The sequence below is a fragment of the Methanosarcina barkeri 3 genome (assembly GCF_000970305.1).
In the GTDB taxonomy this organism is placed as follows: domain Archaea; phylum Halobacteriota; class Methanosarcinia; order Methanosarcinales; family Methanosarcinaceae; genus Methanosarcina; species Methanosarcina barkeri_A.
Genome location: NZ_CP009517.1, coordinates 1,146,376 through 1,170,926 on the forward strand (window position 1 = coordinate 1,146,376; position 24,551 = coordinate 1,170,926).

Consider the following 24,551-nt stretch of genomic DNA (forward strand, 5'->3'; position numbering starts at 1 on the left):
GTTTCCAAGGAAATCTTAATTACAAAAGTTGAATTTGAGGGTTGACCTTGTAATCCATTTTTGCAGATCAAAATATGTAAGAGATGATTTCGTGACCGGTGTAAAAGTGCTTCTCATGATGGGATGTCCCGAGGTCCCAATTCAAACCAGTATTGCCCTGTATCTTTCCCATAAGCTGACCAAACTGGGATTTGATGTAACTGTTGCCGGGACAACTGCCGCAAGCAAACTTTTGAAGGTGTCTGATTCCGACGGGTATTATGTAAAAAGGCTGGTAGATCTTGATAAAACCATAGCGGATATAATTGAAAAAAGGACGGATTTCGACGTATGCTTCTCCTTTATGCATAACGATGCCGGAATGACTTATGCAACGACGATGAGCTCCATTTCCCAAGCCAGGATGTACTCTATAGTTTTTGGTAGGAACGCCGAAGGTCTGGCCGAAACCATAGAGTTCGACTGTGAAAAGATTGTCTCGCAGGATGTTCACAACCCTGTTCGCCTCAAGAACAAACTGGATAAAGTGACTGAGGAGGTCACGAAATGAGTTGTATTGAGCAAATGAAGTATACAATTCACCTGGAAAAAACAAGTTTCAAGGACGCTAGAGAGTATATTGAGGAAAATTCGGACGAGGTTTACTATGTATCCCCAGGGTACAAAATCTTCAAGGACTACTATATAATAGGGATCCCACCCGTTGCGGTTGGGGCGAAAGGCAATACTCTAATTTTTACCTATACAAAACCCTGCCACGGAAGCTTTGTCCTGAGCATAGACAGCGAAGACAGTGTAAATGAGATAAGTCGGCTCAGGGAATCGGAGAAACAAAAGGATCCGACCTCATTAAAGAAAAGCAAATCTCCTGAAAGTTCCAAAGTATCCGCAGCTAGCTACCAGGATATGTGGAAAAAAGAAGATCTGGAAAGCTGACCGCAATAAAGATAACAGAAGTAAATTACAGAATTTTATAGTTTTGAAATAAATTAATGTTCGCATATATGGTATTGACAAAGAGGATCTCAAATTAATTTGGAGAATATCTCATTTAAATAGGACTTACGCACTTATACTACAAAATCAATTACGACAACGACTGTAGATTAAAATCAAGTTTTAGACCATTAATGGTCAATGGTCTGATGATGTTAATTCTTCAGTTCAACTGCGTAAGTCCTATTAAATTAAGATCCTCCAGAATGCCAATGTTTTTGAATAATTAAAGAGAGGCAGCAGAGCTCTCCCCTTCTCCATATGTAGGATGCCAGCGTAAAAAGTGCTTCTGGATGCGGTCAAAAATGTTCATGATCCCTATAACAACCGCTATCATAAGGATCATGCCTGCGGTCACTTTATCATAGTTTGCAAACTGATGGTAGTACTGGATATACCAGCCAAGACCTGATGTTGCCGCAATCATTTCAGCCACGGTCAGTGTAATAAATGACAATATTAGCCCTATCATTGCACCAGAAAATATAGACGGCAGTGCAGCAGGCAATAAGATTTTCCTTACCATTTGGTAATCCGAAAGATCGAGTGTGCGAGCGGAGTTGATGAGACGGGAGTCTACTGAAAACACTCCATTAACACAGCCAACAAGGATGGGCCAGAATGCTCCTATAAATATTAAAAAGATCGAAGAAGCCCTGAAGGTTGGCAAGAGCACGAGAGAATATGGCAGATATACGGTCGCCGGAATAGGGGATACCGTTTTTGCAATAGGATAAGTTACATCAAACAGTCTTTTTTTCCAGCCAGCATAAAGTCCTATTGGAATAGCAAGGGCAAGAGCAAGAAAGTACCCTGCAAAAAGGATGCCCAAAGAACTAACAATTCCTTCTATCATCTGTTTGGTATCGGTCTGAAAGACCATAAAAACCTTCGCTGGACCTGGAAAGATGAAAGAATCAAGCAGCGAAAGTTTTCCAAAAAGCAATTCCCATAGAAATAATCCCAGGGAAATAATTAGAAATATATCGGTGGTCGAAACAATCTTTTCATAATTTAAGTACACTTTTGCTCCGTATATAGTCGTAATCAGAAGAAGAAAGGCAACAAATGCCCTATTGTCACTTACCGCCTGATCAGGTGAATCCGGAAATCCCACTGTCATAATAAGAGTAGCAAACAAAATGGCAAAAATAGCTACTGACCTGAAGCCGTTACTGGATATTATGCCACTTCTTCCAATTATAGTGCCTAAGCTAAAGCTATTTTCTGACATCATATAACCCTCCTCAATTCTTTTTCCTGATTTTTGGTATCTTCTACCGTATCCCCATATAATATAGAAAGCAGGTGTGACTTTAGAGCAAGGTAATTGGGATCAATACTGAGGTCCTTACGGAGCCTTGGCCGATGGAACGGTACCTTGATTATTTCTTTTATACACCCTGGAGAAGGCGTCATGATAGCAACTCTGTCTGATAGCAAAAGGGCCTCGTCTATATCATGAGTAACAAAAAGAACTGTCTTGCGCTGTTCTCCTTCAGACCATAGGTGCAAAAGAAGGTCCTGCATATATATTCTGTTGAGGGAATCAAGAGCTCCGAAGGGTTCATCCATAAGGAAGACTTTAGGATCCATGGAAAACATTCTGGCGATTGAAGTCCTCTGTCTCATTCCACCTGAAAGGGTACCTGGATATGCATCCTTGAATTTTTCAAGCCCTACAAGCTCAAGAAACTTCTGTGCTGTTTTCTCTATCTCTTTGGGTTCCCCAACATTTTTTGCGTGTTCAATCGCAAAGCAGATGTTTTCAAATATGGTCATCCAGGGAAAGAGTGAATAATCCTGAAACACGGTACCCCGGTCAGTTCCCGGTCCCTTTACACGGGTCCCATCTATGAGGACAGAACCTTCGGATGGAAAACGCAGTCCTGAGACTACATCAATCAGCGTACTTTTTCCGCAGCCTGATGGACCAATCAGTGAAGTGAACTCTCCATTTCCTATGCTAAGGTTAACATCTGATAGGGCTTTATGGCCTGAGCCGTTATTTCCATAGGTCAGTGAGATGTTCTTCAGATCAATTGTTGCCGTTTTGATCCCTCCGTAAAAATTTAAAGCCGAAAGGGAAGGAAATCTTATATGCGATTTTTTCCAGACATAGGTTTGATTTATAATTCATACCTTACACCATATATTGCCTCAAGTCATAGATTACAGGATAATCTTGACTGAAAGCTGTCGCCTTTGCATCTGAGTTTGCCTCTTGTTTTTTGCTTATTTTATTTTCATAGCCCGAGATGAATACACAATTTCAGCCTAGCAAAACTGAAAAAATTTCATGAATGTCTTAATGAAAGCAACGATACATTTCAGGAAACTATTGTGAAAATGCATCCGGGTTATGACTCTTCATTAACCGAAGATGTATGATATATGCACGAAAACAAGGGATTTATATGCTGAGAATTAAGCCATTATTGGCAGAAATATCTCGATTTTGAGTTTTTTGCGGTAAAAGCAGCTTTAAAGGAGGAAAAAAGCTGAAAAATGCGGCAATTTCGCCTGAATTAAACAGTTTCTGTATAATTAAAGGCTATTTTTACTCGAATATCGATTTATAAATTCCTCATTATCCTATGGACACCTCAAGTTAATGGTTTTTTGGCATTAGCCAGAAGAAACTCGATGGAGGTACTTATGGATAAAAAATATATTTTCGGGATATTTATTGCTTTAATTACGTTTGCAGGCATTAGCGCAGTTCTGCTTAACCAGGTAGACTCTTCGAATTCAGGCGGTTCACAGGAAGTGAATACCTCAATTCCTGCTGAACAGAGTGTTAATACTTCAACTAATACTTCAACTTCTGAACTCAAGACTGTAAGGCACGGATACCTGCCTTCAAACGGGGACGCACTTATTTTCATAGCAAAGGAAGAGGGTTTCTGGACTGAAGAAGGCTTAAACGTGGAACTATATCAGTTCACAAAAGGCACAGAGGGTTATAATTCATTATTTGGTAACAAGCTCGATACAGTAGGAGCGGGGACATCCGATCCTGCCACTTACATTGCGCAAGGGGCCGATATTACAATTATAGGCGGGCTGATGAGTGAAGGCCAGTTTCTGGTAACTGCTCCTGAGAATTCAAAGGCTCTTGCAGACCTCAATAACTGGAAAGGTAAGAAAATTGCGACAATAACCATGTCCAATGGAGACCTGATCTACAAGTCCGCACTGAAGAAAGCAGGCATAGACTGGAAAAATGATGTAACTTTCCTCGAGTTAGGTTCACCCAATGCAGTGTTGGAGGCAGTAAAGACCGGAAAAGCCGACGGCGGGATAATATGGATTCCATATGAAATACTTGCACAGCAGCAGGGACTGTCCATAGCATCATACTCATATCAGTACTATGATAACCATCCATGCTGCCGGATTGCTTTGAAAACCGGGACATTGAATAAAGACAGGAATACTTACGTGAAGTTTGAAAAGGGCCTGATAAGAGCATATAAGTTATTCAGTGAGAACGAAAATAAATCCGTAGATGATATTCAGAAGTATGTCAAGGTCGACAAAGAGGCTATCCGCCAGTCAACCTGGAGTAATTACTTCTATGCGTCGCCTGATCCCAATACAAATGGTGTGAAGGAATACTATCAGATGATGAAGGACAGCGGGTACATAGATACGGATGTCAAGATCGAGGACCATATAGACAATACGGTCTACAAAGAGGCCCTTGAAGAGCTAATTGCGGAGAATCCTGACGACCAATTTTACCAGAAATTGCTGTCGGAATATAAAGAAATGAATACATGACCGCAGTTATTGCTCGCCTTAAGAATGAATCTTTTACAAGAAGAATCATTGAAATTAAGGAAACTATAGTCGTAATCATGAAGAGTATTATACTCTTCATATTTACTGACATGTATACTCTTCATATTTACTGGCATTTTATTTTTATTGCATAAAGCAGAAGAGGCTATATTATTGTTTGTGGACTTGTTAGCAGACATCTCCATTTTTATTGGTTTTAGTGAATCAGCTCCTACACGAATGCGGAAGTAAACCTTTTCTCAAAGCTGGATTCAAAGATGAGGATTCAAATTTACAGAATATTCGCTATATTGTAGAGAAATCAGTTTGAAGGAAAAGTAAAAGGAATCAAGACACTTTTGCCGAAACAAAACGGTTTATGTGTAGATCAAGGCAATATTTACTTAAAAAAGGATTTATAAATCCCTTATTACTGTTATTAAGCCTCCAATGGTAGTTTTTGTTACTGGCCAAAAAAACATCTGTGGAGGAACTGATGGATAAAAAATATTTACTTATCGAGTGTCTGTGTGCTATTTTTGTATTTGCAGGCATCTTTTTAATGCTACTAAAACCCGATAGCTCGTCGGATTCGAGGAGATTACAGGATTTCTATACTCCACCTATTGTTGATTGCTGCAGTGGTTTTGAGAACTTTTCTACGAATACTTCGAATGATACAAATGATTCTACACATGATATCAAGACTCTCAGGAACACTACTAGCTCTCAAAAGGTGAATCTATGACCCAGGTTGAGGTTCGACCTTTGAATAAGGCTTTCTGCACTGGTAAAGTAGAGACTCTTTTTGTGTTCCAATATTATGAGCAAAATTGAGCTTTCTAATAGATTGATACCGAGTTAATAGTTTGCTTGAAGGTAGTTCAGGCACTTTTTGCCGTAAAAAAGGGATTTTTATACTAACAATGAGTATTATAGATTGTCAGTTCACAATTGTGAATTAGCGTTTGTAGAATGATAGAAGGCTACAAAATTGCCGACCAACTTCACTCTACAACCTGAAAATTTGGAGATTAAACATTCGGAGAGGCTGTCTAAGAGTTTTCTGAAGATACAAAGAAAACTGAATCCACGAGAGGTAAAAAAATAAAGGAGGTGATACTCACCTTTGAAAAGAGGTTCAAATCTAGGTAGATGTACAGCAAATTGTTAACCTGAAAGCTTTAAGGGCTGCAAGAGTAGTTTAACAATTTCTGAACTTGCTTAGCTAAATATGGAAACCTCAGTTGCTAAAAAATACACAAAATCGTTTGCATAACCCACAACATATTAACATAAAATTCCAGTATGTCAAACAGACATAACATCATTTATACAATCCACATCCACAGAAATTCACAAAAATAATATCAATTTTCATATTTCTTAAACAACAAAGAAAGAATTATACCGTTCTTTATTAGAAAATACTAGTACATAGATTCCAAAATAAACTCTTTGTTTAACAGAAATTCGTTAATCAATAGATCTATTCAAAGGTCAGGTTTGTGACACACTTTGGAATCGCAGTGCTAGATAAATCGGAATAGATACTATAATAGTGAATTTTTGCTGGGTGTTGAGTATAAATTGAAGACTCAAAAAGTAAAAAACTTGAGAGGAATGCTGAGATGACGAAAAGGCTACGCAGTGGACTGCAGATCCATTTATACCGGCTGAGTTCGGGTCTTAGCTTAGAGATTCTTCTGCAGAGATAAGAGATTAAAGGGACACTTAGATTCGAACCAGAATAAAAAGACTGTGCTGCTATATGATAGTTCTTGGCTTTTTTAAGAATTTCTTCATAGCTGAGCAATTATATACCTGATTTTTTTCTCTTCTTAGTCCATTTTCGGGGCTCACGCTAAAAATCCAAGCTTCAGTGCCTGAAATTTTTCTCCTGTTAATATAATCCCTTTCCTAATGTTGCTTGGCTCTTCTTCAATCATTTCTGGGAAAAATGCGCAAAAATAAGTTAAAACTGCGCAAATAGGAAAGCTTATGAGAACTCATGATGACTTCATTGCTTTTTTAGTGTTTATGTTCTGCAGGCATTTTAGTAACACCGTTAACAATATAACTTTGTAAATCTAATTAACTGTTAGATAAGAACCAAAGTTCAGCTCAAATGGAAACTTCGTTTAAGGTACTGAATATGGATGAGACGACAGTAAATGAAGTAAAGAAGCTATTTGATAATAGCAAGAAGAAAAGCTTTGCTTTCGATGTGTTGACAATTACAGGCGGGGCAACCTTTGCTCAAATTCTTACTATTTTATTAGTCCCTGTTTTAGCCCGCTTATACCAGCCTGAAAATTTTGGGGTATGGGCTCTATATAGTTCTATTGTCAGCATTATCAGCGTTATAATATGCATGCGATATGAGTACTCCATCATGTTGCCTGAATTGGATGAGGATGCCATAAATCTCTTAGGAGTAAGTTTTCTTGCAATAGGAGTTGTAACCATTTTAACCCTGGCAACAATATGGTTCTTTAAAGAGCTTATAATTAATATTTTGAATTCTCCTCAAATAGGAAATTACCTCTGGCTTGTGCCCCCATTTGTTCTTGTAAACGGAATATTTCTTGCCTTGAATGGCTGGAATTCAAGAACCAAACTTTTCAGGAGATTATCCTTTTCAAGAATCTCGAGTTCCGTTTCGTCTACTGCAGTACAGATAATTGTAGGAACTTTTAAAAAAAATAGCCCAACGGGCCTAATAATAGGCAGCTTTACTGGTCAGTCTGTTGCAACATTTATACTTGCAGGGCAGATTTGGAGAGATGACAGAAACCTAATCCGGAAGAGTCTTAACTGGAAAAAAATGTATGAGGTACTTAAAAGATATAGTAAATTTCCACTTGTAGACTCATTTTCAGCCCTTATGAATTCGATTTCCTGGCAGCTTCCAGCTTTCCTTCTTTCAGCCTTTTTTTCTCCTACAATCGTTGGTTTTTATTCCTTTGGATTTCGACTTATTCAGATGCCAATGAGTTTAATTGGCAGCTCGATTTCACAGGTTTTTTTCCAGAGGGCATCAAGAGCCTTATCCAGGGGAACTCTCTCTACACTTACGGAAAATGTATTTAAAGTTCTTGTAATAATAGGTATGTTTCCGATATTAGTCCTGACAATTGTAGGAAGTGATGTTTTTACTGTGATTTTCGGAAAAGTATGGGCAGAAGCAGGGGTTTATACCCAAATCCTTGGTTTTTGGGCTTTTGTCTGGTTTATTTCATCTCCACTATCCGGAATATATCTTGTAGTTGAAAAGTATGATTTTGGTTTTCGTTATAATTTTTTTAACCTAATTACACGTTTTCTTTCACTTATTATCGGCGGTCTGCTCGGAAGCGCACGTATAGCACTTATTCTTTTTTCAATATCAGGAATTGTGGTATACGGCTACCTTTGCCTGAAGATGATGTCTTATTCAGGAGTAAAAATTTCAAGAGCTTTGAAAATCGTATTCTCAAATTTTATTCTTTTTGTCCCTGCAGGAATTATTCTTGTTGCCCTGAAAATCAGAGAAACAAACCCGATTTTGCTTGTTGCTTTTTCCGGTATGGTTATCGGCATTTATTACCTGTATATTTTAAAAACTGATACAAGTGTGAAAAAAATACTTAAAGAACTTCGAGCCTGATGAGTTGAATCAAAACAATCAAAAATGTAAGCTTCCTAAAAAGCGAGAGGTTTCATGCAAAAACAGTGTTTTGAAAGACCTGGAGATTAAGGCTTTTAAGTAAAGGCAGAATATTCTTGCTTCTATGGTCTGTCCTTCATACTGCAGGTTAAAGATTGGATTTTTAATCCATTTTGAACATGATCTAGTCTACAGACTTCCTAAAACGTGCTTTTATACTCTCAAAACCTTTGTATGAGCCTTTTTTACCCAGTATAAAGGGGAAATAATTGTTAATAGCAGAGATAACAGGTACTAAAAGGATAAGGCTCAGCACAGTCAAGCCCAGCGCAAACCCAGCATTGTAATGAATATATTCAGTGTCGACACCCAAAAGGATTATTACAAGCTTTATCAGGACATCTTTTAGAGGAAAATGAAGTGCAAGTATTATCAAACTATTTCTCCCATAATACTCAAATACCTTTGAATTCACAAATTTCCTGGAAAGGTAAACAGAGGTAAATATTCCTGAGAAAGCAAACAAGTAAAACGAAAAGAAATCTCCATATTTTAAAACGTTCATGTTAACTTTGTCATCTGTTGGAAACTTCAGAAGGTATCCTAGATATAACAGGCTCAAAAGAGCAGGAATTAAAGGTAGATATCTCTCGATTTTGGAGAGCTTCTCTATAAATCCTGACTCCAGTTTCAAGCTGAAACTGGATCTTGATTCTGTTTCTGTGAATTTTCTGAATAGGTTTCCAGCTCCATAAAAAACTATTGCAACCAGAGCTACATCTATATTCCAGGGTATCCTGAAAGGCACATAAGCCGGGTAGAGATACCCGGTTACTCCGGCTATAATAAGCCAGAATACAAGTCTTCTTGGCTCTCCATAGTACTTCTTTGCCAGTACATAAAAAAGGAGTTCAGTTACAAAAAGACAGGTCAGGAACCATAGAGGCGGGTTGTAAGAAATAGCAGGACCAAATGCGACAAGAATGTGAGAAATTCCATGAAGCATGCTATTTTCAAAAAACTTGATACTTGTGATTTTTGGTGTATATAATTCATCCAGCAAAAAGCAAAAAATACAGGTTATTACTGCAAAGCAGAAATAAGGCACGATAAGAGATTTGAATCTTTCTTTCACAAAGACTGAAGCTGATTCTGCGTATTTACCAAAGTCAAATAAAAATCCTGAAATAAAAAAGAAGAGCGGCATATGGAATGAAAATATGTAAGTGTCAAATGATATCGGTAAACTGTAATGTGCAAGCACTACAAGTATAATTCCAATTCCTTTTAAAGTGTCAATCCAATGAAGTCTCATATTAATCCAAAAAGTTAACGATGTTAACTTATAAAAAATTTAGCCTAACTTTTAAGCAATATAATGTTTAAGGAAAGCTAATTCCCATGTATGATATTCTTTGATTTTATGTGTCAGGCTGTCTATAAATTGATTTTAGAATATGGAACTCAGTAGTTTTCCTGCAAAAAACTGTATCTTTTGTTAATTTCTTTTTACGATTACATAAGTTTAAGAAGACACTATTATATTTCACTTTTTATTATTGGGTTTACATATAACCAAACATAGGCCTCACACTGAATTGAATTAAAAAAATTTCATTGTTTATGTCATATGTGCTGAACTACACACTGACTATCTGCAATCTCAACTCAAGACGACAATTTTAATTAAATTACTTCATAAACGGATCGGTTGAATGCATTGCATAGCTCAACGCAGTTTAATTTACTTTAACAGAAAATGTACAACTGAGTACACCGACCTGATAAATATTAATCGAATTTTCAAAGAGTTTATGTTATGAATATTTTGTAAAGACATAGAAAAACCTCTAAGCTATAGTCCAGAATCGAACCGAACAAACGAGCCTGCATTCCTGCATAGGCGTTATGCTGTCTCAGTAGTGTTTAGTCCAAATTATGAATTTACCACTTGAGCAAACCTGGCAGATTATGAGCCTATAATCTGCCGGCATCAGTTGATTCACAATTGTGAACTTATAATTTATAATTATATTTGTTAATATTTAAACCTCTTTTTTCGGGCAAAATGCGCCTCAAAAATTTTCACTGTTTTTCGAGTAAAAAATCATTTTGCGAGCAGGTGAATAACAAGAAAATAATAAACGAAAATAGAAAAGAATAGACAGAAAGAAATGAAAATATATGAAGATAAACAAATAATAAAAGTACGCTAGAAAAAAGTAACTGATAGATTCATGTTGATGTTAAGAGAAAGCGAATACTATAGAGAAAAACTTCCTGGCCCGAAGAATGCTTCTCTTAATCTGGAAAGCAGTACAAGAGAGCTAATAACATTTATCTACAGGCCAGAAGAACTGAAGTGTTTCTCAGAGTTTAAGGATCTTTGCTGCTTTCATAGCATTGGAAACCATAGTCTCGATATCCATTTTTCTTTCCTCAAGTACGATAAGGTCGTACTTTGCCCCTATTTCAGGATGCTCAGGGACAGCAGTACAGCTGCCTGCTGATCTATTGGAGATATCGTAGGTCCCAATCTTTCGGGCAATGTCCATGATTTCAGTTTTGTCTAACGCAATCAAGGGATGATAAATAGGTATAGCAAGCTGATAAATTTCAGCATGCATATTGGCAGCAGTCTGGGAAGCTACCTGTCCCAGGGAAGAACCGGTAATAATTCCGCTTGCACCTTCTTTTTTCATAACCTCATAAGCTTCCCTGTACATCATGCGTTTGCAGAGAAGACAGGTATTTTTTCGTTTACATATGTCTATAAAGGCTTTGAGATTAGGACCATGAGGAATCTCATAAGTTGTAAACTGATGCCCCGGAGCCCACTTCTGGAGCTGTCGGATGCAGTCAAAAGCACGTTCTCTTGCCGCGTCTTCTGCATAAGGAGAGTTACTGCAATAAACAGGTGTAATCATTACGCCACGCTTCATCATAAGCCAGGCTGCAACCGGAGAGTCAAGACCACCGGACATTAAAACAACCATACTTCCCTGTGTGCCGAGAGGAAGACCTCCTACCCCTTTAAATGTTTTCAGGTAAACGTAAGCCAGGTTCTGCCTCACTTCAACAAAAATTTTCTTATCAGGAGAACTCAGGTTAACTCTTGGGTGTTTTCCTTCTTTTTCCAGAGCATTCCAGACAGCATCCCCGCAGATTCTACCTATATCCGCCGAAGAAAAAGTATGGTTTCCACTTCTTCTGGCCCTGATGGCAAAAGACTCGCCTTCTAAAACCAGGTCCTTGGCCAGAGTAGCACATACACTGGCTGTACTTTCAAGAGTAGGCTCTGCAACCAATGCAGGAGAAGTAGAGACAATCCCAAAAACATCAGCAGCTGCTTCAGCCGCACGGAAATCCGTAGCCTCGATAAATATTCGGCCCCATTCCCTCCGTATCTGGAAATATGGAATATCTCGAGAATCCAGCATTGCCGCAATATTCTTCATAAGAATTTTCTCATACCAGTTCCGGACTCCTGTACTTTTAAGGGCAAGTTCGCCATACCGAACTATAATAACTTCTGTCTTGGTTTCCTGATGGGTAAGAGTGTCAGATTCAGTTTTTTCTTTTACCATAAAATTACCAGCTGTACTAATGGATATTGTAAAAATCCAGTATTTAAAAAATGAAATGATTTTCCAGGAAAATAAAATGAGTTTCCCAGTTATATGGACTGGTATCACGTATATGAAGAAATCTTTATCAAAATCTCTAATAAAGTTTTCCGGCAACTTCAAACTGCTTGTGTAACCTTTTTTCTGCAACATTATATACTGACGTGATACCTTTAATTGGTTCCAGAGTAGTTAGATTTTGAATTGATTAGAGAGGCTCCAGCATCTTTGTAGGTACGAACTTCTGCTCTAAAATGCGATTTTTAAGCACTGTACAGAGCCTTTCTGCTCTTGCTCTGTCTGACTGCCTAAGGGATACAGGGAGAGTTCCTTCAGCAAGTGTTATAGACCCGAGTCTTGCATGGAATACTTCTTCAGAACACTGGAACGTACAGGTTCCGCAGTTAATACAAAGGTCTCTGTTGATGATGCAATCATTTGAAATCGCTCCCGTAGGACAGGTACGCATTGCGGCACAGTCCGGATGGTGCAGACACTTTTCTTTTTCGACGCGGATAACTTTATCAGTGCCTCCCCATATATGTCCATAATTCACTTTTGCATGCGCAGTACGCCCATTTACATCCGATACGGGTAATGGGACATTCTCGTCCAGAACTTTTAGTCCAGAAAGAATCTCTTCATCAAGGACAGGGATAGGGACTGCAAGTGAGGTCAGACATTCAGGCCCATGTGCAGTCTTCATTCCGCCCATCATTGTCGGATCCATATCTTTCATGTCTGCGTAGGCTGAAACGTTCGGCTTATCAGGACTGGCTCTGGTGCCTTTTCCCATAATATAACCTGGCGCGCCGTTTAAAAGAACCCTTGTACCTACACCTATTGATCTGTGAGAGGGGTCGTTCTGCAGAGGATTTATTTCACCGCATCCTGATACCGTTGTTTCCTTAAAAGGACCTGTCAGGCCTGTCACAGAGAAGATAGTGCTGATAGTATGGGAGGTGGGGTTTATCAGTGCGTGGTAATTTTTAAATGCAAGCCTTGTGGTAATGATCCTGGCAAATTCGATCTCGTCAAGAGTAACCTTGTTTTCATAATGCCTCCCGTGTGCTTCTACCAGCACGTCAACGTTTTTTCCTTTTACAAGATCCCGGAAAAGGTGCCCTCCGCCGTACCGATCGTCCGCATGCGCTGTCCCGTTTATCACAAGGTCTACAACCCCGAGCCTTTCGTTCGGACAAGGTCCTGGCTGAGCAGGTACACCATTTAGCCAGATAGCATCCGCCCTTTCAAAACTGCATTTTTCGGCTACTGGCACCATCATAACTGCCATAGTTCCTGACATCACTCCAAATGTTCCGGTTGTGACCACATCCACGTCATCAACAGTCACCTCTTTCCCATCACGAACCATGGACTTGAGCTCGGCAGCTGTAAGGATTATGGCTTCTTTTTTTGCAATCTTCTCACTTATCTCTTCAATTGTTTTCATAGTACCCCAGTCTTTTCAATAATCTTCATAATATTCTGATATCCTCAAGCCTAACGTGAAGTCCAGAAGGTTTTTGGAAACACATATTCACCAGAGCCGTATGTGCAAGCCCTATCATGCAGTTGCCAGGTAGGAAATATTGACGGGTTCCGAACACAGGTGGCTTCTTTACAGTGCTGGCAATTCCTTCGAAAGCATGGACATGGTAGGCCTGAATATCATGGGCATCTTCTTTTCTTGCAACCATGGGACCTACGGTATGACATTCAATTACACCTGTGACCGGATTCGAACTCAGAACTCTTAAAGCGTGATATACCGGACATCCCGGACCTGCCGGACGGCCAGTTACGAGGTCTCCTTTTTTGATATCCCATTTTTCTACAAGGTCTGATCTGAAAGGAACTATAAACTTCCGGGCTGACGGTTCATCCGGAAATGGTAGGAGGACGAAGTCATATTCTTTTCCAGCCACATCTACACCGGAGTAAGTGATGTTTTTTGCCTCGATAGCGAGGTTTCTCAGGCTCAGAATCTTCTCCTGACTCACTTTTTCTTCTAAGGTTTTTTCTATACTGTAGAATGGGCACATATCCAACTCTGTTAATCCGGCTTCAAGTCTGGAAACAAAGTCCAAACAGGTCTGAGAGCCACAAGCCCCACAGTTTTTGCCAGGTGGACTCCATATATTCATCATCAGTCGCCTCGGTATAAGGGCTCCGGCATATCCAGCGGCCGAATAACTCCAAAGTGGTTTTTCCATCCGATTTCTTTTTTACCTATACATACCGTACATACACCAAGAGGAGGGGCACCTCTGAGCTTGATCTGCTCAGGCCCTATATCCGGATGATCGGCAATTCTCCTCATCAGGTATCGTAAACCGGTTCCCTGGACTGCATTTGTCTCTACAATGTCAATTTTCGGGACAACTTTTCGGATGCTTTCTCTGAAAACTTCCTTTTCTGCCTGGGACACCAGATCGGTTTTGGTAACAACTGCTGCATCTGCAAGAGCAAGCAAAGGTGCCATTTTGAGAGGAGAGTTTGTTCCTGAGATCGCACTGACGACTGCAATTCCAAGAGAGTATGTTGTGTAAGGAGTACACCTGAGACAGAGGCCTGCACTTTCAATTATCAGGATATTTCTTGAAAGACTCTCAGCCCAGCGTAACGCATCGTCAAGAACCAGAATTCCCATATGGTCAGGACAGATATCTCCGGAATAGATCTTTTTGACAGGAATATCGAACTCTTCTGCAAGTTCCTGATCTTCTGTGGCATGCACAACATCAATTTTCAGAAAGGCGGGAAGTGATCCTTCAGGGAGATTTTTTATAACCTGGCGAATAACAGCTGTTTTTCCTCCGCTAGGAGGGCCGGCAATGATGAGAAGTTTCATCCGGACTCACACCCTGTTCAACTGGAGGCTTTGCCTGGCCGGAGCCATCAGAACTTTTGCAGAAACGGAGGAAAAAGTAGCTCCCTGTCTGAGTTTTTCCCTGATTTGGTGGAGCCTGTCCTCGATTAAAGCAAGATCTTCAATAAGCTGCTGCTCCTCTCCGGTAGATTCGATTACAGACGCAACTCCACCATGTCTCATCACTATACGCCTGTCTGCCGTCAGAGCAAGATAAGGATCGTGTGTTACAAGGATGACTGCCTTATTTCCCCTTTGAAGAGACTGGATGACCCGATCTTTAAAAATACCTGCGTTTTCAATCTCATCAAGCAAAAGGATAGGGGTATCACTGATTACAAGGGCGTCTGCGATCATTAGGGAGCGAGTCTGTCCTCCGGATAAACCACTCATCCTGCTTTTGAGGCTAATCGGTTCACCTGTAAACGTATTTGCAAGATTCATTGTTTCTTCAAGCAAGTCTCCTCTTCCTGATTTCCGTGCTCTTATATGCATCAGCAGGAATTCTTCGACTGAGAGATCTGCCAGACAACGTGTGTTCTGGGTTATTAGAGCAATCGGTTTGAAGGCAGGCTCTCTTACGAAGGATTCAGGAGGTTCCTGACCATTAATAAGAACTCGTCTGCCTGTAATACTGTCTCCCTGCGCAAGTGTTTCGATATCATTGATTAAAGCTGACTTTCCTGAACCAGTTGGACCTACAATTGCAAGAGTGTCCCCTGGTCTTATTTCTATGGTTTCAAATCCTTCCTGTTCTCCAAGTCTGTTTTTCCCAGATTGAACCGTAAGGGTGAATTGCTTTGTCATGTACACAATTGTGATGATTCGATAGTTATAAGTTTTTCCATAAAACAGACAATTTTATCCCTAAAAGCCAAAATATACGCAAATTATGTCCTTTATTGGATACAAAAATAAAAATAATGGAAAGAATAGACGGATTCAAATCAACAATTTTCCCTTAATTTATATTTCCAGGAGATTACTACAAATTTAGATGGAAAAACAGTTACATACTTCTCGAAATTGTGCTGAAATTGATTATCTATGTTTAAATGTCTTTATGAGGTGTTAGGTCACAGCCAGTACACAGCAAACACATTGTTCGCGATTTATCGACACAGAGCGACTCATGGTCAAGCATGTCCTTCAACATACTTCCCAGTTTTAAAAGCCGTGCAGAATCTGGCCTGGTGATCTTTACATTTTTCCTGAGAGGATGGGGAGAAATTGGTCTGAGAATTGGAATTATACAACGGTTTGTAAGGAGTTTGATACCCTTTCGGACGGTTTCGTCACTTTCCCCAAGACCAATTATGAAGTTCGAAGAGACCCGGTTTTTGCCGAAAACATTCACTGCGGTGTCGAGAGCATCAAGAATTGTGTAAAGCGAGAGGTCCGGACAGAAACGGCGGAAAAGCTCGGGGTCCATAGTTTCCACGTTGTATTTTATCTCGCATGCGCCTGCAGAATAAAGTTCTTCTGACGAACCTGTCGTGGGATAGACAGAGACGCCTATTGGGAGATCGTACTCACTTGTAAGCTGTTTTATGATACTTACCGCTCTCTGGACTTCTTTCTTTGGCGAAACAGCTATACCGCTGGTGAAGGAAATTGCCTTTAGTTCGCCTGTTGCATAAGCTTCCTCAACCATTTGTATAACCTTTGCACTGTCCTTTACCCCACCATGCATTTTCGGTACCGGACAAAATTGGCAATCGTATACACATTTTTCAGATAATGTAATGTATGCCTGTTCCGGACAGTGACAAAGCGGACGTTCAAGTACTCCCCTGGCAACTACGTCATCGTTTTTAAGAACTACCACATGCTCATCTTCAGGCACTACACGCAAAGGAGACGCATCATTGATTGTAAGCCTCACTCTCTGGTTTCCAGACTTCAGAAAAATTGAGGAGCCTCCTGCTCCGGGTCCGGCTGTAGCCTTGCTCTCAAGCTTATCAGGGAGAAGGGATTTATCGACCTGAGCACTCCCTATGCTCAAAAGAGCTGCCTTAATATCTGTGTTCAGTTCTTTGTCCATAATCATACACTTCAGAAAGTAAATCATTAAGTATATTTACTCAGTACAGTTACTATGTATCAATGATAGTGTTTACAATTGTAAACTAAATTAAGTAACAATTGTGAACAACTCAATATTAACAATTGTGAACTTAAAAAGGTTATGATTGCTTCCAATTAATTAAAGGAAGATGAATATTAAAAATTGAAAAAGATTTTTTTATTTCAGGTCCAATCCCAAGTTCTGGTTCATAGGTTTTCTTTAATAGAGCAACAAATCTTAATATGAAGTCTCAAATCCTTTTTTCCGTAAAGGATAATTTTTACCTCAAAAAGTAGGTTTAAATATCAGAAACAATTAGTATAATACCACATATTCACGATTGTGAATTGCTGTGTCAGGGTGGTGGAAAGGCTACGCAGTGGCCTGCAGATCCATTTTGTCCTGGTTCGATTCCGGGCTCTGGCTTAAAAGTTTTCTCATAAACCTTAGTCGAAAACTTTTGGTAAGAAATTCTCAGGATTTTTTTACTCCTGAAAATTAAACAACAATAAATGAATAGTAAAAACAGGTACTTACGACCTTATTGAGTATGTTGATGTTTAAACAACCTAAATCTTATACTGGTACTGTGATTCCGAAGTAGGCATAAAATTTGACTTTTGAATAGATCTGAAAATCACAAATTTTTCCAGGAAATAAGGAATTGATTTTGGAATCGAAGTACTAGCAACTTAAATTGGTGGTACTATTGATTTCTGTTTTCAACTGTGCAAGTTTGAATCTATTACGAGAAAAACAAATTTCTATTTAACGGGATTCAAAATGACTAATATTGAAGTTAGAGAATTAGTGCCGTCCGAATATAGAGAATGGGACTTGCTTGTAAAAGAAGCTAAACCTGGTACACTCTTTCATACGAGTGACTGGCTGGAAACTTATAGAAATGTTCTTTCAAAGGATCTTAGGATTTACGGTTGTTTCAGAAACGATGAGCTTGTAGGTGGATGCCCTCTTTTTGTAAGGAACTTCAAGGGAATCCTTAAAATGGCATCTTCAATCAGTAATATGATTGATTACTGTGGCCCTCTTGTAAAAGAAAGTTCCAATACCAAAGCAAGTAAAAGAGTACAGGAAACTCACGAAATATTTGACGCACTCAGGAAATTTCTGTGCAGACAGGATTTTGATAGTATTCACCTGAGACTCTCTCCGGGAATCGAGGATATTAGACCGTTTACCTGGAATGGATGGGACTCAAAGGTTCATTATACCCATCACCTGGATCTGAAGGAAAATGTGGATAATAATATCTCAAGGACAATAAGGAAGGATCTCAAGTCTGTATTAAAGGCAGGACTTGAAACAAAGATATTGAATGATCTTGAAACTTATTATAGTCTGCTTTCCAAAACATATGAGAGGCAGAATCTCAAACCACCGTTACCCAAAAAAATTTTCGAAAAGATTTTTGACCTTATTCGGGAAAAAGATATCGGTTATATGCTTGTATCCGAAACTCCAGAAGGAGAAGCCGTTGCAGCACATTTGACTCTTTACGGAAAAGAAAGTACGATTGGTTGGTCTTCTGTCCGTAATCCGTCTTTTAATCTGAGAGGATCAAATGCTCTTCTTTACTATAATGAGTTTCTCGACCTGCAGTCCAGGAATTTCGAATATATGAATGTTATGGCAGGAAACATTCCCAAATTTGCGGATTATATTAAAGGCTTTTCTCCCAAACTCGTTCCTTATTACAGTGTGACATTAGAGAATAAGAGGTATTCAATTCTCAAGGCTTTACACAAAATAGTGGCCTGATACAAAGAGCCAGATTGTTTTTGAGTTGTTGTTAGGTGAAAATGAGAATATCCCAAAAAATAATTATACACGGAAAGAATCAGAAATCAGGAGCACTTTTAATTACAAGTTTTCTCCTTTTTTTACAGGTATATCTTGTTAATATATATAATCCGCACGCAATTAATAAAAAACAAATTTCATCTAACCTTTAAACAAGTAATGTTTATATTTTTACTGTTAAACAGGAAAAATGGAGATTAAAAATGAAAGTCGCTATTGTTTCAACTGATGGTAAGGTTATAAACCAGCATTTTGGAAAAGCATCCAGATTCTTTATATTTGAGGTTGATAGCTGTGGAAAAATACAATTCTTAGAAGTAAGAGAGACCATACCTTTATGTGGTTCAGCAGATGAAGGGCATGCCGATGATGTTTTGAGCAGAATAATTTCTTTGATTTCTGACTGTGAGGCTTTGCTTTGCTCCAGAATTGGCAGCAGGCCGCAAGAAGAATTAAGGAAACATGGGATCAAACCAGTCGAAGCTCCATATTTTATTGATGAAGCCTTAAAAAGTTTATCTGAAGTTGAATAATCAGGATTTAACTGTTCCAGATAACCTTATTTCCGAACTACGGATTCATAAACGTTTAGCGAATATAACGACTTTCCAGATCTGAAAAATTACAGATACCGGAACGTTACAAACTTATTTTTGAGCCGCAATACTTCCTGTTTAACCTCTTGAACCTGCAAGAGTAATCTTGAGAACAATCTTGAGAATGATTTTGAGAACAATCTTGAGAACAATCTTGAGAACAATCTTGAGAACAATCTTGAGAACAATCTTGAGAACAATCTTGAGAACAATCTTGAGAACAATCTTGAGAACAATCTTGAGAACAATCTTGAGAACAATCTTGAGAACGACCTTTACTTTTGTTGAAATAGGAAAGGTTGCAAAACTGCTTTTTTCTGTCAAACAGGCGATTTACATCCTTAATCTACGAATATTGATAATTTTCAGGCACTTTTTGCCTTAAAAAAGAAATTTAAGTATTAATAATGAATAGGATGTTTTGTCAGTTCACATATGTGATGACTAAAGGAAAAGTGAAAAAACAACAGAACAGATAAGTTAATTTGAAGAAGGTAAAAATATGAACTCAACAAGGCTAAAGTATGAAAGGAGAGATCGTTGACGGAGCAAAGAATTCTGCCCTCGATCCGAATGAAAATATTGTTGAAGGAGTATGGAGAGAGCTTGGCGATGAGCTTACAGTTGAAATATTATGGGAAGCTCTTGATCTAACTGGGTTCTATATTCTCCTGCATACGGTATATCATATACTTCTTGCAGTAGAGTATGTATCTCTTGAAGTTAGAACCAGCCCTTTTAATCTGATTGAACAGAGTATCGCTCAAAATGAGAAAGATCTTCTTGAAGAAGGAAAATCCCGACTGTGGCAGATATTCAATAAATATCACATCTCAGAAACGGGGATTTCAATAAAAGGGATCAAAATGCGCAGACTGCTACGAACAGAAAATAAAAGGGATATAGGGTTATATGGGAACTTTGTCACAGAATCCAATAATACATTAACTCATCCTCTATTTCCATATATAACCGAAACCTTAACTTCTTCATACTGTTGATAATTGAGACTATAATCCCTAACCTCCGATTTTTCTTTTTTATGATATTTGCTGTAGCTTATTAGGTTTCCTGGCTATAATGGTTCTTACTGCGTGCTGGTGGGGAATATTGCTTGATTTACAATCAAATATAAACTCATTAGAATAAAGCAATTCCCAATCTTTATAATAGCTTTGGAGTTCCTGATTCTCATAAAGGTATTCATTTTTACCCCAATCAGGGGCAATCTTAACATCTGGATGTTCAACAAATGTGCACATTACATTAATGCCACCAGTCTCAGTATTATTTTTTATGTTCTCAAACTGGCGTTTTCTATTTTCCGGTCTAATGTATTGCAAAGTTCCAATGGAATAAACAATGTCAAACATTTTTGATAAAACAATCTCGTTTATGTCTGCTTCCATAGTTTCGATAGTTGTGCCGTTTTCTCTGGCTAATTTGACCGCCTTTTCTAAACCTGCCGGTGCAATTTCGACAGCCAAAACATTAAGACCTTGTAGAGCAAAGAAAACACTGTCTCTGCCTTCTCCTGCACCCATATCAACCAGTTTTTTATTGGTTATTTGGTCATCTGGAATAAACTCTAAAACCTTGTTCACCAACTCATTAGGTTCTTTACCCCAATAGTAATCGGGTTTTAAATAAATTTCTTGCAACTGCTCTTTGTCCATTATTCACATTACCGTTTTTTTAAATATTATAGCTTTGCTGTTGCCTTTAAAAAATTTGTTAACTATTTATAGATAATATTCAGTAATTTACCGTGTCCGAAAGTTCTCTATCGATACGAGCAGAAAGCTTTTGAAGAAAAATCTCAGTTTCTCTTTTCCGTAAAAGGCATGTTTTGCCTCAAAAAACAGGTTTAAATATTAAAAACGAGTATGATGTGTTGTCAATTCACAATTGTGAATACCAGTGCCAGGGTGGCAGAAAGGCTACGCAATGGACTGCAGATCCATTTATCCCGGTTCGATTCCAGGTTCTGTCTTAAAAGTTTTCTCATAAATTATAGTAGAAAACTTTTAGCAAGAAAATTTTAGGGTTTTTTGCCCTGAGGGAGGTTCAACATAAAGAAACTATGACAAAAACTAAAATAATAAATAGAAGCTTCACAATTGTGAAGCTTGCAGGCGCTAGTTGCCAAGTGACTTAACTTACAGGATAAAAACTTCTAGTTGTAAATGAACAGACCAAGATTAACTAACAAAACCCACAACCGAATTTGTATAACTCGCTTTCCGCAGAAGTTCACAAAAGAATACCCGTTTATCAATATGGGTATAGCCCTCCGAAATCAGTATCAGTTATACAGGATACTGGGCAGATAACCCCTCAATTGTGTACATCTGCGGAATAGGAGTACAATAACAAAAGATGCTGAGATGGCGGAAAGGCTACGCGATGGATTGCAACTCCATTATATCCCGGTTCGATTCCGGGTCTTAGCTTAGGGGTAGTATATGGACATAAGAACACAAAAAACATTTGAGGCACTTTTTGCCCTTGAAGATATTAGGGAGACTCTTAGACAAAGGCTTCCGAATATCACAAGTCCAGAAGAAGAAAACACCATTAAAGAAAGTGTAAACAGAGTCAGAAAAATTCTGGACGATATCGAAAACTATACCGGAACCCCGGAAGTAAGGAAAATAGCTGATAATATTGACATCAGGTCCAGAGAAGAAACAAATATCAACATACAGCCAATCCAGGCAGCAGGGAGGCTTACACCCGAAGCACGAAAAGCTCTCATAGCATATGGTGACGGCTATTCCACCTGTGATGCCTGCCGCAAACCTTTCAGGCTTGATAAAATAAGCAGTCCGCCTGTTGCTCCATTTCATGAACAGCTCGCAAGTTTCGTTAACATGGATGTGGCTAGAGTAGTACCAGGCGCAAGGAGAGGGTTCCAGGCGGTGGCTTCTACCTTGGTCAATAAAGGTGATTCCGTAATAGTTTCAGCTCTTGCCCATTATACCGAATTTCTTGCAGTAGAAGGAGCAGGAGGAATAGTTAGAGAAGTACCCTTAAATGAGCACAATCTTGTAACTGCAGATGCTACTGCTGAGAAAATTGAAGCGGTTAAACAGGAAACAGGCAAATCACCGGTACTGGTAATGATTGACCACTTTGATTACCAGTACGCAAATGAGCATGATGTAAAAGGCATTGCAAAAGTTGCTCATCAGTATGACATTCCTTTCCTGTATAACGGAGCATATACTGTTGGTGTCAGGCCGGTTGATGGAAAAAGTATCGGTGCGGATTTTGTTGTAGGTTCAGGCCATAAAAGTATGGCATCTCCTGCACCTTCAGGGATACTGGCAACAACTGAGGAGTGGGCTCCGAAGATATTCCGTACGACTCAGATGACCGGTGATCTAACCAAACGCAAATTTGGGGTAAAGGAAGTAGAGATGCTTGGCTGCACACTGATGGGTTCAACACTGCTGGGTATGATGGCTTCATTCCCTACGGTTAAGGAGAGAGTAAATAACTGGGAAAACGAGCTGAAAAAATCGAATTATCTGATCGATGGCCTGCTTGCTATCGAAGGCAGTAAAATCGTCTCAGAATATCCACGCAAACATACCCTTTCCAAAGTTGACACTATCAAGAGCTTCGATCTTATAGCACAGGAACATAAACGCAGAGGTTTCTTCCTTTCGGACGAACTTTCAAGCAAGGGCATTGTCGGAGAATTTGCAGGGGCCACACGCGTATGGAAACTTAATACATACGGGCTTTCATGGGATAAGGTTCGCTATGTGGTAGATACGTTTCAGGAAATCGCTGAAAAATACAACATTCATGTAAACAGAGAGGAAAATTCCAATGACTAATAACTACAAATTAGGAACACTTGCCCTTCACGCTGGACAGGTCCCAGATCCAACAACAGGAGCACGTGTTGTACCGATATATCAGACAACATCGTATGTTTTCAAGGATACCGATCATGCAGCTAATCTTTTTGGCATCAAAGAGCTGGGTAATATCTACACCCGAATAATGAATCCCACTACTGATGTTTTCGAACAACGCATAGCTGCCATTGAGGGTGGGACCGGAGCTCTCGGAGTCTCATCCGGTTCAGCAGCAATAGCTTATGCCCTATTAGCTATTACAAGAGTAGGAGACGAAATTGTATCCGGAAATAATCTTTACGGCGGAACCTATGAACTTTTTAATTACACTTTTCCCAAATTTGGAAGAAAAGTGATATTCGTAGACTCAACGGATCTAGAAGCTTACCGGAAAGCTATAAATGAGAAAACCAGAGCTGTTTATATCGAGTCATTGGGTAACCCGAAACTTGATGTTCCGGATTTTGAGGCAATCGCAGAGATTGCTCATGAAGCCGGGATCCCACTTGTAGTAGACAACACAAGTGCTGTTGGGCTTGTTAGACCTATTGAACATGGCGCTGATATCGTTGTGCATTCGGCAACCAAATTCATTGGCGGACACGGAAACTCAATTGCCGGTTCTATAGTAGATTCCGGAAAATTCTCCTGGAATAACGGTAAGTTTCCGGAATTCACAGACCCTGATCCGGAGTATCACGGCCTGAAATACTGGGATACATTTTCAGCCTTTCCCGGACTTGGAAATGTTGCATTAGTCTTTAAGATAAGGCTACAGCTTCTTCGAGATATAGGTGCAGCTATTTCACCTTTTAATTCATTCCTGTTGCTTCAGGGACTTGAAACCCTGCATCTGAGAATACAGAGGCACTCGGAGAATGCCCTCAAGGTGGCAGAATATCTTTCTAATCATCCGAAAGTCTTGTGGGTTAATTATCCCGGTTTACCGGATCATCCAAGCCACGAACTTGCATCCAGGTATCTCAAAGGTGGTTATGGTGCACTGATAGGTTTCGGCGTGAAAGGTGGCGTTGAAGAAGGTAAAAAATTTATTAACTCTGTGAAACTGCTTTCACACGTTGCGAATATAGGAGATTCTAAAAGCCTCGTAATCCATCCGGCAACTACCACACACCAACAATTAACCCCGACCGAACAGGAAGCGAATGGAGTCACGCCGGATTACATACGCCTTTCCGTAGGCACTGAGGATATAGAAGATATAATCTCGGATATAGAGCAGGCTCTTGAGCAAGTGTAACTTA

21 protein-coding genes are annotated in these 24,551 nt (G+C 39.2%); 10 read left to right on the forward strand and 11 right to left on the reverse strand.

All coding sequences use genetic code 11. The features are described from left to right. Nucleotides 1-34: 34 nt before the first annotated feature. Both MSBR3_RS04590 and MSBR3_RS04595 read left to right on the forward strand, forming a co-directional pair. Complete coding sequence (locus MSBR3_RS04590; protein WP_230627794.1) at nucleotides 35-550, forward strand: DUF1890 domain-containing protein; 516 nt, start codon at nucleotides 35-37, stop codon at nucleotides 548-550. After that, nucleotides 547-936 carry a DUF1894 domain-containing protein gene (locus MSBR3_RS04595; RefSeq protein ID WP_048106751.1) on the forward strand — a complete coding sequence of 130 codons (390 nt, stop codon included), beginning with the start codon at nucleotides 547-549 and terminating at the stop codon, nucleotides 934-936. Before MSBR3_RS04590 ends, MSBR3_RS04595 begins: the two co-directional genes overlap by 4 nt. 286 nt (nucleotides 937-1,222) lie before the next feature. Here the strand turns inward: MSBR3_RS04595 and MSBR3_RS04600 are convergent, their stop codons facing one another. Beyond that, nucleotides 1,223-2,233: an ABC transporter permease gene (locus tag MSBR3_RS04600; RefSeq protein WP_230627796.1), complete on the reverse strand. Its 1,011-nt coding sequence runs from the start codon at nucleotides 2,231-2,233 to the stop codon at nucleotides 1,223-1,225. Continuing rightward, complete coding sequence (locus MSBR3_RS04605) at nucleotides 2,230-3,132, reverse strand: ABC transporter ATP-binding protein (RefSeq protein WP_329956831.1); 903 nt, start codon at nucleotides 3,130-3,132, stop codon at nucleotides 2,230-2,232. The genes MSBR3_RS04600 and MSBR3_RS04605 overlap by 4 nt, the downstream gene beginning before the upstream one ends. Before the next feature lie 522 nt (nucleotides 3,133-3,654). On the opposite strand from MSBR3_RS04605, the gene MSBR3_RS04610 reads away from it, so the two are divergent. The 3 genes from MSBR3_RS04610 (at nucleotide 3,655) to MSBR3_RS04625 (ending at nucleotide 8,431) form a co-directional block, all read left to right on the forward strand. Beyond that, nucleotides 3,655-4,782: an ABC transporter substrate-binding protein gene (locus MSBR3_RS04610; RefSeq protein ID WP_196297009.1), complete on the forward strand. Its 1,128-nt coding sequence runs from the start codon at nucleotides 3,655-3,657 to the stop codon at nucleotides 4,780-4,782. 496 nt (nucleotides 4,783-5,278) lie between these two features. Beyond that, nucleotides 5,279-5,530 (forward strand): hypothetical protein, encoded by a 252-nt coding sequence (locus MSBR3_RS04615; RefSeq protein ID WP_048106756.1) that lies wholly within the window; start codon nucleotides 5,279-5,281, stop codon nucleotides 5,528-5,530. Nucleotides 5,531-6,910: 1,380 nt separating this feature from the next. Continuing rightward, a complete protein-coding gene (locus tag MSBR3_RS04625; RefSeq protein ID WP_230627798.1) occupies nucleotides 6,911-8,431 on the forward strand; it encodes a lipopolysaccharide biosynthesis protein in 1,521 nt (506 codons plus the stop codon). 184 nt (nucleotides 8,432-8,615) lie between these two features. Here the strand turns inward: MSBR3_RS04625 and MSBR3_RS04630 are convergent, their stop codons facing one another. The 7 genes from MSBR3_RS04630 to MSBR3_RS04660 form a co-directional block, all read right to left on the reverse strand. After that, nucleotides 8,616-9,746, reverse strand: a complete 1,131-nt coding sequence (locus tag MSBR3_RS04630) for an acyltransferase family protein (protein WP_048106761.1) — start codon at nucleotides 9,744-9,746, stop codon at nucleotides 8,616-8,618. Nucleotides 9,747-10,800: 1,054 nt separating this feature from the next. Beyond that, nucleotides 10,801-12,018: a tRNA uracil 4-sulfurtransferase ThiI gene (gene thiI / locus MSBR3_RS04635; RefSeq protein WP_048110055.1), complete on the reverse strand. Its 1,218-nt coding sequence runs from the start codon at nucleotides 12,016-12,018 to the stop codon at nucleotides 10,801-10,803. A 247-nt stretch (nucleotides 12,019-12,265) separates the two neighbouring features. Beyond that, entirely contained in the window at nucleotides 12,266-13,510 is a 1,245-nt protein-coding gene (locus tag MSBR3_RS04640; protein ID WP_048106763.1) for a methanogenesis marker 16 metalloprotein, read from the reverse strand. Between the two features lie 25 nt (nucleotides 13,511-13,535). After that, nucleotides 13,536-14,273: a (Fe-S)-binding protein gene (locus MSBR3_RS04645; protein ID WP_230627800.1), complete on the reverse strand. Its 738-nt coding sequence runs from the start codon at nucleotides 14,271-14,273 to the stop codon at nucleotides 13,536-13,538. Then, nucleotides 14,207-14,911: a GTP-binding protein gene (locus MSBR3_RS04650; protein ID WP_048106765.1), complete on the reverse strand. Its 705-nt coding sequence runs from the start codon at nucleotides 14,909-14,911 to the stop codon at nucleotides 14,207-14,209. The genes MSBR3_RS04645 and MSBR3_RS04650 overlap by 67 nt, the downstream gene beginning before the upstream one ends. Before the next feature lie 6 nt (nucleotides 14,912-14,917). Beyond that, nucleotides 14,918-15,736, reverse strand: a complete 819-nt coding sequence (locus MSBR3_RS04655; protein ID WP_048106767.1) for an ATP-binding cassette domain-containing protein — start codon at nucleotides 15,734-15,736, stop codon at nucleotides 14,918-14,920. Between the two features lie 244 nt (nucleotides 15,737-15,980). Continuing rightward, complete coding sequence (locus MSBR3_RS04660; protein ID WP_048106768.1) at nucleotides 15,981-16,973, reverse strand: radical SAM protein; 993 nt, start codon at nucleotides 16,971-16,973, stop codon at nucleotides 15,981-15,983. A gap of 807 nt (nucleotides 16,974-17,780) precedes the next feature. Here MSBR3_RS04660 and MSBR3_RS04665 point away from each other — a divergent pair. Then, entirely contained in the window at nucleotides 17,781-18,776 is a 996-nt protein-coding gene (locus tag MSBR3_RS04665) for a GNAT family N-acetyltransferase (protein ID WP_048106769.1), read from the forward strand. Between the two features lie 245 nt (nucleotides 18,777-19,021). After that, nucleotides 19,022-19,351 carry a NifB/NifX family molybdenum-iron cluster-binding protein gene (locus tag MSBR3_RS04670; RefSeq protein ID WP_048106770.1) on the forward strand — a complete coding sequence of 110 codons (330 nt, stop codon included), beginning with the start codon at nucleotides 19,022-19,024 and terminating at the stop codon, nucleotides 19,349-19,351. Nucleotides 19,352-19,492: 141 nt separating this feature from the next. On the opposite strand, the gene MSBR3_RS04675 is transcribed toward MSBR3_RS04670, so the two are convergent. Further along, a complete protein-coding gene (locus MSBR3_RS04675; protein ID WP_048106771.1) occupies nucleotides 19,493-19,738 on the reverse strand; it encodes a hypothetical protein in 246 nt (81 codons plus the stop codon). Between the two features lie 200 nt (nucleotides 19,739-19,938). On the opposite strand from MSBR3_RS04675, the gene MSBR3_RS04680 reads away from it, so the two are divergent. Next, entirely contained in the window at nucleotides 19,939-20,415 is a 477-nt protein-coding gene (locus tag MSBR3_RS04680) for a hypothetical protein (RefSeq protein WP_048106772.1), read from the forward strand. Nucleotides 20,416-20,454: 39 nt separating this feature from the next. Here MSBR3_RS04680 and MSBR3_RS04685 read toward each other — a convergent pair whose 3' ends face one another. Next, a complete protein-coding gene (locus MSBR3_RS04685) occupies nucleotides 20,455-21,090 on the reverse strand; it encodes a methyltransferase domain-containing protein (protein WP_048106773.1) in 636 nt (211 codons plus the stop codon). 789 nt (nucleotides 21,091-21,879) lie between these two features. On the opposite strand from MSBR3_RS04685, the gene pscS reads away from it, so the two are divergent. Then, nucleotides 21,880-23,262, forward strand: coding sequence for an O-phospho-L-seryl-tRNA:Cys-tRNA synthase (gene pscS / locus MSBR3_RS04690; protein ID WP_048106774.1), 1,383 nt, complete (start codon nucleotides 21,880-21,882; stop codon nucleotides 23,260-23,262). Continuing rightward, nucleotides 23,255-24,547: an O-acetylhomoserine aminocarboxypropyltransferase/cysteine synthase family protein gene (locus MSBR3_RS04695; RefSeq protein WP_048106775.1), complete on the forward strand. Its 1,293-nt coding sequence runs from the start codon at nucleotides 23,255-23,257 to the stop codon at nucleotides 24,545-24,547. Before pscS ends, MSBR3_RS04695 begins: the two co-directional genes overlap by 8 nt. The last annotated feature ends 4 nt before the right edge of the window (nucleotides 24,548-24,551 follow it).

Excerpts from the sequence above, each read along its gene's own strand:
- MSBR3_RS04640 (WP_048106763.1), bottom strand. The coding sequence starts at position 13,510 with ATGAAAACAATTGAAGAGATAAGTGAGAAGATTGCAAAAAAAGAAGCC.
- MSBR3_RS04610 (WP_196297009.1), top strand. The coding sequence starts at position 3,655 with ATGGATAAAAAATATATTTTCGGGATATTTATTGCTTTAATTACGTTT.
- MSBR3_RS04660 (WP_048106768.1), bottom strand. The coding sequence starts at position 16,973 with ATGGACAAAGAACTGAACACAGATATTAAGGCAGCTCTTTTGAGCATA.
- MSBR3_RS04670 (WP_048106770.1), top strand. The coding sequence starts at position 19,022 with ATGAAAGTCGCTATTGTTTCAACTGATGGTAAGGTTATAAACCAGCAT.
- MSBR3_RS04600 (WP_230627796.1), bottom strand. The coding sequence starts at position 2,233 with ATGATGTCAGAAAATAGCTTTAGCTTAGGCACTATAATTGGAAGAAGT.
- MSBR3_RS04595 (WP_048106751.1), top strand. The coding sequence starts at position 547 with ATGAGTTGTATTGAGCAAATGAAGTATACAATTCACCTGGAAAAAACA.
- MSBR3_RS04685 (WP_048106773.1), bottom strand. The coding sequence starts at position 21,090 with ATGGACAAAGAGCAGTTGCAAGAAATTTATTTAAAACCCGATTACTAT.
- MSBR3_RS04680 (WP_048106772.1), top strand. The coding sequence starts at position 19,939 with ATGAAAGGAGAGATCGTTGACGGAGCAAAGAATTCTGCCCTCGATCCG.
- pscS (WP_048106774.1), top strand. The coding sequence starts at position 21,880 with ATGGACATAAGAACACAAAAAACATTTGAGGCACTTTTTGCCCTTGAA.
- MSBR3_RS04650 (WP_048106765.1), bottom strand. The coding sequence starts at position 14,911 with ATGAAACTTCTCATCATTGCCGGCCCTCCTAGCGGAGGAAAAACAGCT.
- MSBR3_RS04625 (WP_230627798.1), top strand. The coding sequence starts at position 6,911 with ATGGAAACTTCGTTTAAGGTACTGAATATGGATGAGACGACAGTAAAT.
- MSBR3_RS04665 (WP_048106769.1), top strand. The coding sequence starts at position 17,781 with ATGACTAATATTGAAGTTAGAGAATTAGTGCCGTCCGAATATAGAGAA.
- MSBR3_RS04655 (WP_048106767.1), bottom strand. The coding sequence starts at position 15,736 with ATGACAAAGCAATTCACCCTTACGGTTCAATCTGGGAAAAACAGACTT.
- thiI (WP_048110055.1), bottom strand. The coding sequence starts at position 12,018 with ATGGTAAAAGAAAAAACTGAATCTGACACTCTTACCCATCAGGAAACC.
- MSBR3_RS04695 (WP_048106775.1), top strand. The coding sequence starts at position 23,255 with ATGACTAATAACTACAAATTAGGAACACTTGCCCTTCACGCTGGACAG.
- MSBR3_RS04615 (WP_048106756.1), top strand. The coding sequence starts at position 5,279 with ATGGATAAAAAATATTTACTTATCGAGTGTCTGTGTGCTATTTTTGTA.
- MSBR3_RS04645 (WP_230627800.1), bottom strand. The coding sequence starts at position 14,273 with ATGGAAAAACCACTTTGGAGTTATTCGGCCGCTGGATATGCCGGAGCC.
- MSBR3_RS04630 (WP_048106761.1), bottom strand. The coding sequence starts at position 9,746 with ATGAGACTTCATTGGATTGACACTTTAAAAGGAATTGGAATTATACTT.